Annotated in this window: 12 protein-coding genes; 3 read left to right on the top strand and 9 right to left on the bottom strand. The window is 67.2% G+C overall.

Annotated features, from left to right (window positions below; all coding sequences use genetic code 11):
* Window positions 1-523 (top strand): HpcH/HpaI aldolase/citrate lyase family protein (locus tag A5777_RS04670; RefSeq protein WP_231894939.1); only part of this gene is annotated, 523 nt, incomplete at its 5' end.
* Between the two features lie 44 nt (window positions 524-567).
* Window positions 568-2,331 (top strand): hypothetical protein, encoded by a 1,764-nt coding sequence (locus A5777_RS04665; protein ID WP_064861784.1) that lies wholly within the window; start codon window positions 568-570, stop codon window positions 2,329-2,331.
* On the opposite strand, the gene A5777_RS04660 is transcribed toward A5777_RS04665, so the two are convergent.
* A complete protein-coding gene (locus A5777_RS04660) occupies window positions 2,313-3,452 on the bottom strand; it encodes a glycosyltransferase family 4 protein (protein WP_064861783.1) in 1,140 nt (379 codons plus the stop codon). The genes A5777_RS04665 and A5777_RS04660 overlap by 19 nt on opposite strands.
* Before the next feature lie 110 nt (window positions 3,453-3,562).
* On the opposite strand from A5777_RS04660, the gene A5777_RS04655 reads away from it, so the two are divergent.
* Window positions 3,563-4,291 (top strand): class I SAM-dependent methyltransferase, encoded by a 729-nt coding sequence (locus A5777_RS04655; RefSeq protein WP_064861786.1) that lies wholly within the window; start codon window positions 3,563-3,565, stop codon window positions 4,289-4,291.
* Between the two features lie 24 nt (window positions 4,292-4,315).
* On the opposite strand, the gene A5777_RS04650 is transcribed toward A5777_RS04655, so the two are convergent.
* The 8 genes from A5777_RS04650 to A5777_RS04615 form a co-directional block, all read right to left on the bottom strand.
* Window positions 4,316-5,125 carry a hypothetical protein gene (locus A5777_RS04650; RefSeq protein ID WP_064861782.1) on the bottom strand — a complete coding sequence of 270 codons (810 nt, stop codon included), beginning with the start codon at window positions 5,123-5,125 and terminating at the stop codon, window positions 4,316-4,318.
* 170 nt (window positions 5,126-5,295) lie between these two features.
* Entirely contained in the window at window positions 5,296-7,854 is a 2,559-nt protein-coding gene (locus A5777_RS04645; RefSeq protein WP_064861781.1) for an ABC transporter permease, read from the bottom strand.
* 3 nt (window positions 7,855-7,857) lie between these two features.
* Complete coding sequence (locus A5777_RS04640) at window positions 7,858-8,817, bottom strand: ABC transporter ATP-binding protein (protein WP_064861780.1); 960 nt, start codon at window positions 8,815-8,817, stop codon at window positions 7,858-7,860.
* Between the two features lie 100 nt (window positions 8,818-8,917).
* Window positions 8,918-9,940: an esterase-like activity of phytase family protein gene (locus tag A5777_RS04635; protein ID WP_064861779.1), complete on the bottom strand. Its 1,023-nt coding sequence runs from the start codon at window positions 9,938-9,940 to the stop codon at window positions 8,918-8,920.
* A gap of 44 nt (window positions 9,941-9,984) precedes the next feature.
* Window positions 9,985-11,811 (bottom strand): phosphoenolpyruvate carboxykinase (GTP), encoded by a 1,827-nt coding sequence (locus A5777_RS04630; RefSeq protein ID WP_064861778.1) that lies wholly within the window; start codon window positions 11,809-11,811, stop codon window positions 9,985-9,987.
* Between the two features lie 217 nt (window positions 11,812-12,028).
* Complete coding sequence (locus A5777_RS04625; RefSeq protein WP_064861777.1) at window positions 12,029-12,379, bottom strand: DUF6802 family protein; 351 nt, start codon at window positions 12,377-12,379, stop codon at window positions 12,029-12,031.
* Complete coding sequence (locus A5777_RS04620) at window positions 12,376-13,716, bottom strand: hypothetical protein (RefSeq protein ID WP_064861776.1); 1,341 nt, start codon at window positions 13,714-13,716, stop codon at window positions 12,376-12,378. The genes A5777_RS04625 and A5777_RS04620 overlap by 4 nt, the downstream gene beginning before the upstream one ends.
* Window position 13,717: 1 nt before the next feature.
* Window positions 13,718-14,575, bottom strand: coding sequence for a hypothetical protein (locus A5777_RS04615; RefSeq protein ID WP_064861775.1), 858 nt, complete (start codon window positions 14,573-14,575; stop codon window positions 13,718-13,720).
* Between the last annotated feature and the right edge of the window lie 35 nt (window positions 14,576-14,610).

The following is a 14,610-nucleotide window of genomic DNA, read 5'->3' as shown; positions in this document are numbered from 1 at the left end:
GGTCGAGACGGCACGCGGACTCGAGCGCATCAGCGAGATCGCGTCGGCGAAGGGCACCTTCCGACTGGCGTTCGGTATCGGCGACTTCCGCCGCGACACCGGCTTCGGCGACAACCCGATGACCCTGGCGTACGCGCGCTCGCGCTTCACCATCGCCGCGAAGGCGGCCCACCTACCGAGCGCCATCGACGGCCCGACGGTGGGCTCGAGTGCACTCAAGCTCAGTGAGGCAACCGCCGTCAGCGTCGAATTCGGTATGACCGGCAAGATCTGTCTGACACCCGATCAGTGCGCGCCGGTCAACGAGGGCCTCACGCCGTCGATCGACGAGATCACTTGGGCGAAAGAGTTCTTCGCGGAGTTCGAGGCCGAGGGAGGCGAGATCCGCAATGGCTCCGACCTGCCCCGCATCGCCCGCGCGACCAAGATCCTCGACCTCGCCCGCGCGTACGGGGTGACCGGCACGGAGTACGAGGTCGATCCCGGCCACGCCTCCGCGCCGTCGGACACCTACCACTACTGAGTTCACCGGACTCAGAACACCGGACTCAGAACACACGGCACGCCATGTCCCGGTTGCTGCCGACGCTCTGGGTGATCAGCGCGGCGTTGACCGCGCTCATCCTCGGTCCGCTGCTGCGCCCGGGATATCTGCTCTACCGCGACGCGGTGTCGACGCCTCGGTCGTATGTCACCGACACGACGTTGGGGATCGGCGACCTACCACCGCGTGCTGTTCCACAGGATTGGGCTGTGGCACTGGGCAGTTCGGTCATCGACGGTGGATTCCTCGTCACGGCAATCCTGTTCGCGGCACTGACCGCAGGCGGTGTCGGATACGGCAGACTCGCAGCGCATCTCGTACCCGGTGCGGGCCGGACCGGGGCCGTCGCTGCGACGATCGTCTCGCTGTGGAATCCCTTTGTCGCAGAACGACTTCTCCAGGGCCACTGGGGGCTTCTCGTCGGGTACGGCGCACTGGGGTGGATCGCGCTGGCTGCTGCGCACTACGGTTTCACTGCCTCGTTGCGTCACTGGTTGGTGTTGGCGTCACTCCTCGCAGTCGCCGGATTCACGCCGAGCGGTTCACTTTTCGGCCTCGTCGTCGCGGTTACCTGTGTGCTTGGGGGCGGCGGGTCGCAGCACGCGCGGCGGGTGGCCGGTGTGCTGGTGGCGTGGGTGTTGTCGGCGTTGCCGTGGCTCGTGGCCGCGCTGCTGACCTCTGCGTCGACCTCGACGGACGGCTCGGCGGGCGTGCGCGCCTTCGGGTTACGTTCGGAGCCTGCCCTCGGACCGCTCGGCACGGTGCTTGGCCTCGGCGGTATGTGGAACGCCGACGCCGTGCCCGCGAGCCGCACGTTCTGGTGGGCAGCGGTCGCGACGGTCTGCCTGATCGCAGTCGTCGGGGTCGGCTTGATCACGTTGTGGCGCAGACGCGAACTGCTTGTCGACGCTCCGCTCGTGCGAGCGCTGGCCGTGCTCGCGGTGGTGGTGGTTCTCGTTCTGGCGATCACGTCCTTCGGACCGGGCAGCAGTGCACTCGCCGAGGTCGTCAGCACGATCCCGGGCGGTGGCCTGCTGCGCGATTCGTCGAAGTTCGTGGCGCTGGTGATGCCGATCGTCGCGGTGGCGAGCGCCGCGGCGGTGTGGCGGCTACGTGACCTCGTCCCTTCGGGTTTCGCGCTCGCGGCAGTGATTCTTCTCGTGGTGGCGCCGCTCCCCGACCTCGCGTGGGGAGTCGGCGGGCGACTCTCGACGGTGCAGTATCCCGACGATTGGGCCCGCGTTGCGCAACTCGTGCCGTCCGACGCGGGCGACGTCGCACTGTGGCCGCCCGGCACTGTGCGGCAGTACCCCTTCACCGACTCGCCATCGCTCGACCCGGCCGCACGCATGCTGCGCGCGCCCGTCGTCGAATCGGGCAAGCTCGTCGTCGACGGCGCGACCGTCGACGAGGCGACGCCGCGTGCACAGCAGGTGACCGAAGCACTGCGGTCCGGTGGCGATCCGACAACTCTCGCTCGGCTCGGCGTCGGTTGGGTGCTCGTCGAAAACCTCTCGGGCACAGCTCAACCCGACGTTCCGGCCACGCTCGCCAGCCATGCGGACGTCGTCTTCCGCGGCCACGACCTCGTCCTGTTCCGCATCGACGACGCGGCCGACGTCGGCGGAGCCTCCAGTGCGGCGCGGGCGTCGGCCTACGCGGCACACCTTGTCTGGGCCGCACTGATCATCTGCGGCGGCGTGGCTGCGCTGTGGCCGCTGCGGCGCCGTCGGGCTCGGGGCCTCCCCATTCGGGTCAGCAATAAAGCTCAGCCGCGCGAGGACTGATCGAAGACCGACATGAACCCGTCGGCGGTCGCAGACCACGAATAGCGTTGCGCCCGTGTGCGTGCGGCCGCACCGAGGCGGTTGCGTTCGGCCGGATTGTCGAGGAGTTTTCGTGTCGCGGAGAGCATCTCGTCGACACCATCGACGAGAAGTCCCGTCTCGGCGTCGTCGATCGATTCGGCGAGACCGGTGGCGTGGCGGTAGCCGATGGTCGGCACACCCATCTGTGCGGCTTCGATGACCGCGAGCCCCCAGCCCTCCTTGCGCGACGGCATCAGGTGCACGTCGGCCTCGGCGAGGATCTGATACTTGCGATCGTTCGACACGTGACCGTGAAAGGTGACCAGCCGCTCGACGCCGAGTTCTCTTGCTGCCGAATGTAATCGGGACGACCACCAACCGTCGCCGATGACGTCGAGGTGCACCTCACGCTCGCCCGCGCGGTGCAGGTCGGCAAGAACCCGCAGCGCGTCCTCGACCTGCTTGTGCGGGACGAGGCGGGAGAGCACGCACAGCCGAGCGACGTCGTGATCGCCGGCCCGCGGAACCGCCGAGTCAGGCGTCGGATCGATCCCGTTGTGCACCACGGTGATCCGATCGTCGTCGACGCCGAGTTCGACGAGCTCACGCGCCGACGGCGCCGACACGGTCACGTACCGGTTGCGACGGTGGACCCGCGGCGACACCCGCGACTCGAGGAACCACCCCAGCCTGCCGAGCAGTCGGCCGGCCACCGGCCACTGCTCACGGTGACAGTGATGCACGAGCACGATGGTCGGCGACGACGAGACCAGTGTCGCGAAGAACGGGATGCCGTTCTGCGTGTCTACCGTGGCGACGGGCGAGACTCCCGCGAGCGGGCCCAAGCCCAGCCGACCGGCGACGAGCATGGTCAGGATGGCCGGGTACACGGTGATCCGACCCCCTGCCCGCACGAAGCGCATGCCGTCGCGATCCTCGGTGCGCAACGCACCCGGGTACGACGAGGTCAGGTAGGTGACCCGCATTCCGCGTCGAGAGAGTTCCGCACCGACCCGCTCGAGGTAGGTTTCGCTGCCCCCACCCTGGGGGTGGCGGGTATCGCGCCAGCACAGCAGCACGACGTCGGACGGGGTATTCATCGCCGACAATGCTACGCAACCACCCCGGTAGCATCTCCGACGTGCCGCGACCGAGAACGACCACAGCCTCCTCGACGACGGGCACGACCACGACACGTGCCGACGCCGCGATGGCTCGACTCGCCACGCTCCGACGCGCGGCGGGGCTGCTCAACGACTTCCGCTACGAGCAGTCCGATCCCGCCCGCTTCTACCGCTCCCTCGCCGACGACACCGCCGACCTCGTGGGCGCCTTCGCCGAGCTCGACGGTGCTGTGGTGCTCGATGTCGGCGGCGGTCCCGGCTACTTCGCCGACGCGTTTCGCCTGCGCGGGGCGTCGTATCTGTCGGTGGAGCCCGACCCGTCCGAAATGCATGCAGGCGGTCTCGAACATCGGGGATCGGTGCGAGCGTCGGGTCAGCAGATACCGTTCGCCGACGGGTCCGTCGACATCTGCATCTCGTCGAACGTCGTCGAACACACGCCTGCGCCATGGGAGATGGCCGATGAGATGCTGCGGGTGACACGTCCCGGCGGCATCGTGATCATCAGTTACACGCTGTGGTGGGGTCCGTTCGGTGGACACGAGATGGGTCTGCGGCACTACTTCGGCGGCGCCCGAGCCGCGCGCTGGTACACGCGACGCCACGGGCATCCGCCGAAGAACCTGTTCGGCACATCGCTATTTGCCGTGACCGCCGACGACGGTCTGCGGTGGGCTCGCTCCCGACGCGGCCGCGCACGGCTCGTCGCCGCCTTCCCGCGCTACCTGCCGAGCTGGGCGTGGTGGGTGCTGCGCGTGCCGCTGGTGCGCGAGGTGGCCGCCACGAACCTGGTGCTGGTGCTCGAGCCGCGCTGATCTGATGCCGATGCGTGCCTGGGTTCAGAGACCTGCTGCGCAGCGCAGTGTGCCGCCGTTGCTGGTCGCCGAGGCGAGCAGTTCCTCACCGCGAAGGATGTTGCAGGTCACCGGACCGCGCACGACAACGGCGGTGAGTTCGGCATTGTCGCCGGTGATGGTGGCCTGCCGCGACCAGGGAGTACCGGTCGCCGCGACGATCTCGTAGTCGTTGCCCTTGCGGAACCGCAGTGCGACGACGTCGCCGTTGCCGGTGATCTGGTAGGTCACGGCCCCTGCCGCCTGCGCGGGCGTCGTCGTGGTGGTGGTCTCCTCGGTGGTGGTTTCCTCGGTCGTCGTCGTGGTGGGCGTGGTGGTCACCGTGGTGGTCGCGGGCGCTGTGGTCGCGACCGTGTCGCCGTCGCCTCCCGAACTGCGGATGATCGCGTAGGCAACGACGGCGATCAGCGCGATGACCGCGATGATCGCCACCACCAGGATCGCGGTGCGCTTGCCCCCGCCCGACGAGTCGGGGTCCTGCCCTGGCTGGTGCTCGTTCCCGTAGGCCTGCTGGCCGTACTCCTGGTTGCCGTACTCCTGGTTGCCGTACCCCTGCTGCCCGTAGCCCTGGTCTGGATAACCCTGCTCTGGATAACCCTGGTCGGCATAGCCCTGGCCCCCGTACCCGTAGTGCTGCTGGTCCCCGTACGGCTGGTTGGCGTAGGGATCGTGCTGTGAGTAGGCCTCGGTGCGCGCCGTCGGGTCGCCGCCCGCCGAGGGGTCCTCGTTCGGGTCGAACGCCCGGGTGTGCGGGTGCTCGGCCGGGTCGTTCGGGTCCTCGGGTGGTCGCGTCATGGCGCCGATTGTGCCAAACGTGCCGTCGCCACACGTGCGACTGGTCCAAGAGCTCTCGCTGTGGACAAGAGCGCGGTGCGCATCTCCAACGGTGGCATCGCCGTTTGTCGCCCAGTGGTCATCGGGCCAGAGCACTCCGCCTGTGCCAGAGAGCGGCTACAACTCGGCCCTCACGCCTCGGCGATCGCCTCGAGTGGTCGGGTGCGGGCGGCGCGGTTGGCGGGCCACAGCGCGGCGAGCACTCCGACGACGCCCGCGCCGATGAGCGTCACGACGATGAGCGTCCACGGCAGGACCGGATCGCCCAGGCCCCAGCGCGCCAGCGTGCGCACCAGCGCCCATCCGACGACCACGCCGATCACCACACCGACGAGCGCACCGTAGATGGCGATGAACACCGACTCGAGGTAGATGCTGCGTCGAACCTGACCGCGCACCATGCCGACCGCGCGGAGCATCCCGATCTCGCGACGCCGCTCCACCACCGACAGCGCCAGCGTGTTGACGATGCCGAGGATCGCGATGACCAACGCCAACCCGAGCATCGCGTACAGGACGCCGAGCATCTGGTCGATCTGCTGCGACAGACTGCTCTTGAACTGTTCACGATCTTGCACCTGCACGGTAAGGAACGAACTGGTCGCGTTCTCGAGATCTGTTCGGAGCGTTGATGAGTCGACGCCGGGCTTCGCCTTGACGAATACTCCGAAGCTCATCCGCGCGGGCTCCGGCATCAATGACTCGTAGACCTTGCTGCCGACCAGCCACGGCTGCAACGACTCGTTGTCGGCGTACACCCCGTCGACCCGAGCGGGAACCTTGTCGCCAAGCGACGAGGTGAAAGTGACTGTGTCACCACGCTTCCAACCCTTGTCGTTGCTCGTTCGCTGACTGACGAACATCCCGTTGTCCGGAAGTTGGTCCGACGCGCCGTCGAGCATATCGATGTTGGCGACGGTACTGATCTGGCCGCCGAGGGGTGCGTAACCACTGGACTTGGTGTCGCCGACCCTCGCCTGCACCACACCGAGGCTGACCGAATCCTCGACGCCCTTGACACCTTTCACGGCCTCGGCGACCGCAGGCGAAATCGGCAGATTGTTGGTCCCGGTCACGATGTAGTCAGCGGTGATTCCCGTATCGACCGCGGTGTCGACGGTGCCCTTGAATGATGTTCCGAGCGTGCCGATCACGGCCACGAGGATCAGCCCGAGCGTCAGCGCGAAGGCCGTCGCGGAGCTGCGTCGTGGATTGCGCATCGCGTTGGTCCGGGCCAGGTAGCCGATCGACCCGAAGGGTGCGCCGATGACTCGTCCGAGCACACCGACCACCGGCTGCAGCAGGGCGGGACCGGCGAGCACGGCCGCCAGAATCGCGGCACCCGCGCCGACACCGACGATGATCGCTCGCAGCATGCCCTCCCCCATGGCACCCCACACGATCGCGACAACGGCGATCACACCGAACACCACTCCTGCGATCGTGCGGTTGCGCAACGACGATGCACGCTCGGCGTCGCTCGCTCGCATGGCCTCGACGGGTGGCACCCGGGCGGCACGCACGGCGGGAACCCACGCGCTGACCATCGTCACCACCACACCGACGAACAGTGCGGCGAGCACTGCCCACACACTCACGTTGAGCGACGCCTGCGGCAGCCCCGACGTCGACGACGTGATGGCCTTGAGCGCAGCCGCGAGCCCGATGCCGACGCCGAGACCGACGAGTCCACCGATCACACCGACGATGAACGCCTCGAACAGCACCGACCGCGACACCTGACGCTCGGTGGCACCCACCGCCCGGAGCAGTGCGAGCTCCCGATTACGTTGCGCCACAATCATCGAGAACGTGTTGTAGATGATGAATGTGCCGACCACCAGCCCGATGGCGGCGAAGGCGAGCAGGATGCCGGTGAAGATCGTGAGGAACTGGTTGACGCGGTCCTTCTCGTCCTGGCGCACCTGATCTCCGGTACGAACCTTGAACGAATCCGACGCGAGGAGGTTCTTGACCCGGTCCCGCAGTTCGGTGTCGCTGACGCCGCTGACCGCGGACATGTCGACCGTCGCGACATGCTCACCGTCGGAGAGCAGTTGGCTTGCCGCGCTACGTTCGAACTGCACGTTCACGTACCCGCCGCTGTCGCCCTTGAGCTGGCTGATACCGACGACCGTGACGTCCATCGGTTGACTCGAACCCTGTCCGACAACCACTTTCGTGGTCGACCCGACCTTGAGGTCGCCCTTCTCCGCCGCCGATTGGTTGAGCACCACTTCCTGGTAGCCGGTGGGTGCACGTCCGCCCGGCAGCAGCTTTCCGTCGTCGGGAGACAGCGACTCGTTCGGCGGAATGTACGCCGAACCCAAGCTCGGCGCACCACCGGTTTGCAGCGCCTTGCCGCGCGAATCGGCAATGGTCACCAGGCCCGTGTAGTTGGTCGACAGCTTGTCGACGCCGAGTTCTTTCTTCTGTGAGGTCAATTGTTCGACAACCGAATTCGGCACGCCGGCGGAGTTCGAATCCTCCGGGGTCACCTCGACGGACACACCTGGCGCCGCGTTGTCGAAGATCGAATTGAACGCCTGCGAGATGGTCGACGTGAACACGATCGACCCCGCGACGAACGCGGTACCCAACACGATCGAGAAGACCGTCAGCGCAAGTCGCAGTTTGTGCGCACCCAGATTGCGCAGCGATACCTTCCGCATCACCGAGGAGGAGGCCATGTGTCAGCCCGCCTGCGTCGAATCCGCGCCGGACCCGGCGTCCGCAGCGTGTCGGCCGACGCCGGATTTTGGTGCGACAGAGCCGGATTCGGGTGCGACAGAGCCGGATTCGGGTGCGACAGAGCCGGATTCGGGTGCGACAGAGCCGGATTCGTGCTTGCCGAGTTCTGCGCCAGCGGTGGTATCTGCAGTCACACCGGCATCCGAGCCGGAATCGTCTGCGGGAAGGTCGTCGAGGTTCTTCATCATCTCGAACACGTCGTCTGCCGAAGGTCGAGGAAGTTCGCGAACGATCTTGCCGTCGGCGAGAAAGACGACGCGGTCGGCGTAGGACGCCGCCCGCGGGTCGTGCGTCACGATGACGACGGTCTGACCGAACTCGTCGGTGGCCGCTCGCAGGATCGACAACACCTCGCCCGACGATCGGGAGTCGAGGTTTCCGGTCGGTTCGTCGCCGAAGATGATCGCAGGCCTGCCGACGAGTGCACGCGCACACGCGACGCGCTGTTGCTGTCCGCCGGAGAGCTCGCTGGGCAGGTGGTCTAGCCTGTCACCGATACCGAGTCGGCTGATCACCGTGTCGTACCAGTCCTGGTCGACCTTGCGCCCCGCGATGTCCGATGGCAGCGTGATGTTCTCCGCGGCGGTCAAGGTCGGCACGAGATTGAACGACTGGAAGACGAAGCCGATCCGGTCGCGTCGCAGAATGGTCATCTTCTTGTCGGACAGACCAGTCAGATCGGTGTCGCCGATGTGGACACGACCGCTGGTCGCGACGTCGAGTCCTGCGAGGCAATGCATCAGGGTCGACTTGCCCGACCCGGACGGCCCCATGATGGCGGTGAACTCGCCGGACCGAAATGACAACGTGACGCCACGCAGTGCGTGGACCTCCGTATCACCTGATCCGTAGGTTTTGACGAGGTCCTCGGCGCTCGCGCTTGCGCCCTGCTCTGATGTCATGGCTCAACGGTGCCATAGATTCATCGCATTGCCATCGGGTGATTCCCCCACTGCGACCACCCCAGTGCCCCTGAAATGTCAGGGTTGCCCCTGCGACGCGTCAGCGGGGCAGTTGGACCTCGAACGAGTGCACCCTGGTCGGCCCGGCGAAGGCGTTGTTCGTCACGACGAACAGTGTGCGCGTGCGGAAGTTCTGCCAGGGCAGATCGGGCTGCCAGTTACCCCATGCCATCGCCGACATGTTGCCCGTCGCGAGTCGGGGCGTGCCATCGGTGTTGAAGATCGACTGCTTCGGCATCGCCTTCTCGGCACCCGAGAGGTTGGCTCGTCCACCGATCTGATCGGCGCCACGCGTGGTGGTCCAGTAGATCGCCGTGTTGCGCCCCTTGCCGCGCTCGAGCACGAGGAAGTCGGTGTTGTTGACCGCGATGACGTCGGCCGCACTCTTACCCGGATCGGTGCGATACACGAACTCGGAGTTGGTCTTCCCGAACGTCAACAACCGCGCCGACGTCGCGGGATCCTGGCGCAGACCGCCGGCGGTGATCACACTGATCTGTCCGCGCGGCCCCACAGCCACGCCGGTGAGTCCACGCTGGCCTGCAAGCCCCGACTTCGTCGACGGCCGCCAGGCCGCGGGCAGACCGAGGTCACGAATGTACGTGCCGACCGGTCCTGCGCTCTGCAGCCGCACGAACTGATGGTCGCCACCACTGACGACGACGTAGCCGCCGCTGGTGGAGCGGATTCCCTCGTACTGCGCCGAACCCGGCAGCGGCGGGATGTTGCCCGGACCCAGCAGTACGCCTCCGCCGTCGATTCCAGGATTCGACGTGAAGCCTGCGACGCCCGACGTGTAGCTGAACTGGCTCGTGAAGAAGCGTGCGGGACCGCCTCGACCGACGTCGGTCGAGATCATTGCGAAGCGGTTGGCACCGATCCGATCGATGCCCGAGATCGCTCCGAATGTCGGGACGCCGTTGATGTAGGCCGTGTCGGTGTATCGGGCGATGAACGGCGTCGCCGATTGCGCCGTCCCGGCAGACATACCGGAGATACCGAGTAGAACGGACGTACCCAAAAGCGCAGAGACAATCGTTGCCCCCCACGAGCGAAGACTCATAGGGGGCAACGATACCTCAGTTACGGATGGGGCAGAAGGTGAGATCAGCCCAAGCGCTGCTTGAGGGCGTCGAGCTCGTCCTGCAGGCTCGTCGGGAGCTTCTCGCCGACGAACGCGAACAGTTCCTCGATCAGCGGCAGCTCGCGCCGCCACTCGTCGGGATCGACTGCGAGGGCAGCCTCGAGATCCTCTGCGGGCACGTCGAGCCCGGTGACGTCGATCTCCTCGGGCTTGGCGACGATGCCGACAGGAGTCTGCACGCCTTCGTTCTCGCCCTCGATGCGGCCGATGATCCACTTCAGGACGCGGCTGTTCTCACCGAATCCCGGCCATAGGAAGCGGCCGTCGTCGCCACGACGGAACCAGTTGACGTAGAAGACCTTCGGGAGCTTCGACGCATCCGCGTTCTTGCCCAGGTTGATCCAGTGCTGGAAGTAGTCGCCGACGTGATAGCCCATGAACGGCAGCATGGCCATCGGGTCGCGGCGGACGGTGCCCACCTTGCCCTCGGCGGCGGCGGTCTGTTCGGAGCCGACAGTGGCACCCATGAAGACGCCGTTCTGCCAGTCGCGGGCCTCGGTCACCAGGGGGACCGTGGTCTTGCGGCGACCGCCGAACAGGATCGCCGAGATCGGCACACCCTGCGGGTCGTCCCACTCCTCGGCCAGCGAGGGGCACTGCGAGATCGGTGTGCAGTAGCGCGAATTCGGGTGTGCGGCAGGCTCATCCGAGTCCGGCGTCCAGCTACGTCCCAGCCAATCGGTCAGGTGCGCAGGCTTCTCGCCGCCGATTCCCTCCCACCAGATGTCACCGTCGTCGGTCTCGGCGACGTTGGTGTACAGGGTGTTTCCGGCGTCGATGGTCTTCATCGCGTTCGGGTTGGAGTCCATGCTGGTGCCCGGTGCCACACCGAAGAAGCCGAACTCGGGGTTGATCGCGTAGAGACGACCGTCGTCGCCGAAGCGCATCCAGGCGATGTCGTCGCCGACGGTCTCGGCCTTCCAGCCCGGGATGGTCGGCTGGATCATGGCCAGGTTGGTCTTGCCACACGCACTCGGGAACGCAGCGGCGACGAAGTAGACCTTGTTCTCCGGGCTGGTCAGCTTGAGGATCAGCATGTGCTCGGCCATCCAGCCCTCGTCGCGCGCGATCACCGATGCGATCCGCAGCGCGTAGCACTTCTTGCCCAGCAGCGCGTTGCCGCCGTAACCCGATCCGTACGACAGGATCTCGCGGGTCTCGGGGAAGTGGGTGATGTACTTGTTCGGGTTGCACGGCCATGCGACATCTGCCTGATCGGGCTCCAGGGGAGCGCCGACCGAGTGCAGACCCTTGACGAAGAAGCCGTCGTCGCTGAGCAGGCGCAGCACCTCGGGACCCACGCGCGTCATGATCTTCATCGACAGCACGACGTAGGCGGAGTCGGTCAGTTCGACGCCGAGCTTCGGGTCGTCGGAGCCGAGCGGGCCCATGCAGAACGGGATGACGTACATCGTGCGGCCGCGCATGCTGCCGCGGAAGAGGGGCGTGAGGGTGGCGCGCATCTCGTCGGGTGCGACCCAGTTGTTCGTGGGGCCCGCATCCTCTTCACGCTCGGAGCAGATGAAGGTGCGCGACTCGACGCGCGCGACGTCGGCGGGATCGGACTTGGCCAGGTAGGAATTGGGCTTGTGCTCTTCGTTCAGCTTGAGCAGCGTGCCCGACTCGACGAGTTCTGCGGTGAGACGATCCCACTCCTCGTCACTGCCGTCGGACCACACCACGCGGTCGGGCTGAGTGAGCTCGGCGACCTCGGCCACCCATGCCAACAGCGCTTCGTGTTTTGTCGGAGCGGTGCCGGGTTCCAGGCCCGGAATCGTGGCGGCGGTCATATTTCCTCCTCCGAGGTGGCGACCCGCATTGGCCGCCCCGTGTGGGTTGCTTATCCCCAGGATACTGTGACCGAGCGTGCGCTAGGGCCTGGGGCTACGAGATGCGGTATAGGCCACATTCGCACACGTCAGAGGAGGGTTGCAAGGTGACCCATGTCGGATTTCCGAGGACGTGCAACCCACTACCACCAGGACTTTCTGCTCTATGCGAACCCACTCACTCGAGTCGGCCGGAGTCCGTGGCAACCCAGATGCCGGTCTCGCGGTCGAGTGTCTGGGAGGCAAACGAGCCGTCGGAGCCGACCTGTGTGATGCGATCGACCTGACCGTCGTGGTCACTGTCGGTGTACACCGTCAGGCCTCCTGGACCACTGCGAGTCAACGAATCGGCGACTCCGTCGGCGTCGGTGTCGACGTCGGCGGGGCCGAGATCCCAGATGCGGCCGTCGTCGTGCATCAGCAGGTTGTCGGCGGGCGAACCGGGCTGCGCGCCCGGCTCGGTGGGGTCGCCCCAGTCCCGGTGCTCCTCACCGGATACGTCTCCGACGTCGAACGAGTCGATATTCACTGCCTACCCCCACTGACTGCCCCGCCTGCTGCGCGGAGCTCTTTGAGACGTTGATCGATCTCGGCGATCTCATCGGCGATTCGACGAGCCTGGCGATCGTATGCGCGCAGCACCTGGCCGCCGATGCGTGATTCCGCCTCGGTGAGCTGCATGGCGACTCGACGCTCGACCCGGGCGCGAACGTCGGCGAGCACGTCGTTGACCCAGGTACGCACCTGCGCGCGCATGGTTGCCGCGCGTCGCATCCGGATCACCCACACCGCCACCGCGAGGCCGAGGAGGAGCGCCGCGGGCATGCTGATCCATTGCAGCGTGTGCACCGATGCCAGCGGCGCGACCGCGAGCCTGCCGATACCGATACCCGTCGACGCGCCGATCAACAACACCATCGCGTCCTCGCCGGTTCGCCGGCCCGACGGCAGATCGCGGCGGGCGCCGATCGGCTCGTCGTCGCGGTGCGCGGGCGGATCGTCGACGTCGAGTCCGACGAGCGTCGACGATGCGACGGCGTCGAGTCGGGTGTGGGTGATGGCGTCCAGGTCGGTGACGAGACGTCCAATCTCGCGGTCGAGCCAGGCGGCGTCGGCATCGAGGTCGGAGTCGGTCGTCGAGGTGCGGCGGTGTTCGGCGCGCGCGACGAGCGCACGGATCCGCGCCGCGATGTCGGCGCTGCTCTGTGCACGCACGCGGACGATTCCCGCGCGAAGCGACGCCAGCCGGTCGGCCCGCCCCCTGTCTCTGAGCGCCAGCAATCGTGCGCGACGGATCGCCAGGGCGTCGGGGTCGACGCGGTCGTCGGAATCCACAGGGGTCGGTGCTTGCGGACTCTTCGGTTGTGGGGCGCGCGCAGTGGGTTCGCTGTTCGGTGTCGCGAACCAGTCGAGCAGATCGCCGATCCCCGACTCGTCGACGGCACCCGCGAGCGCCGCGGCCGCCGACACCGCGAAGACCGGTAACGCTCCGGCGGGATCGAGTTCTGACCGATATCCGCGCACGATCCGCGGCCAATCCCAGAACGACTCGATGCGGTCGCAGACCAGCGCAACGTGCCCCACCACCGAGGCCAGCTCCCGCAGCGCGGCGACGTCCTCGTCGTCGACGACCGCCGATGCCGGGTCGATGACCAGCACCGCAGCGTGCGTGCGCGCGTGGTCGCGGTCCGGATCGAACACGACGACGTCGATGGTCGGACCCTCTTTCGACGCCGCGACCGCCCGGCACGCCTCCAGCAGAGGCTCGACGTCGACACCCTCGGCGGCAGCGACGGCCACCCGATACAGCGGATTCACACCCGCCGCCGAATCGGCGGCGTCGAGCGTCGACAACTCGGAACCCACGTCACACCCCTCCCGTGCACAGGAGCCGTTCGACGCTGTCACGGTCGACGCCGGCCGCAGCGGCCAGCTCGAGCGATGCGCGTACCTGCGCACCCCGGTGCGCGACGACCGCGGGCATGCACGCCGCGAACGCCTCCCGCAGAGTGTCGAATCCGCTCGTCGCCCGCAGATATCCGGTGAGCGTCGACGCTCCGGCAGCCGCGGGATCGTCGGCGGCCACCAGGCTCAGCGCACGCGCGACACCGGCGGCGTCGAGGCGTCGAAGCAGGTCCGCGCGCATCTGCAACTGCGCAGGCCGTGCGGGCGCGAGAAAGTGGCCGGACATCGACGGCATCACCTCACCGTCGGCGACAAGTCGGCGGAGGAATGCGAACTCGTCGTCGGACACCGTGGCGCACGCGGACAACTGCGAGACCGCGACGACGGGCCTCCCGAGCGACTCACTCGCGGTGCGGACGAGCCTGGCCACGGCATCGGATTCGCCGGACACGGCATCGGATGGCAGCGTGTCGGCCTTTCCGAGGACGACGACGGTCCGTTCGCGCGGCGAGGCGGCGAGCATCTCGTGGTCGGCACGTCGTGGCGCTCCGGCGAGCACATGCACTCGCAGATCGGCGCCGGCGAGCACGCTCGACCCACGCTCGGCCACGAATGCCGCAACACCGAAGCGCTCAGACAACGCACGCGCCATCGTGTCGCGACCCACTCCACGACGACCGACCACCGCAACCGACAGCGGCTGCACGTAGCGTCGCGCGGCGGCGTCGAGCGTGGCAAAAGCGGGCGAATCAGGCGCGACGAGCTGCCCGACCGATCCCGACGACAGTGCGAGCGCGAGCGGACCAGTTGGATCGATCACGCACTCACCCCCACTCAAGACCGGCCCATCTTCCC

The sequence above is a fragment of the Gordonia sp. 852002-10350_SCH5691597 genome, from assembly GCF_001665715.1.
GTDB classification, from domain to species: Bacteria; Actinomycetota; Actinomycetes; order Mycobacteriales; family Mycobacteriaceae; genus Gordonia; species Gordonia sputi.
The sequence above is the reverse complement of the archived record's forward strand: the minus strand, read 5'-3'. Positions and strand labels throughout refer to the sequence as shown.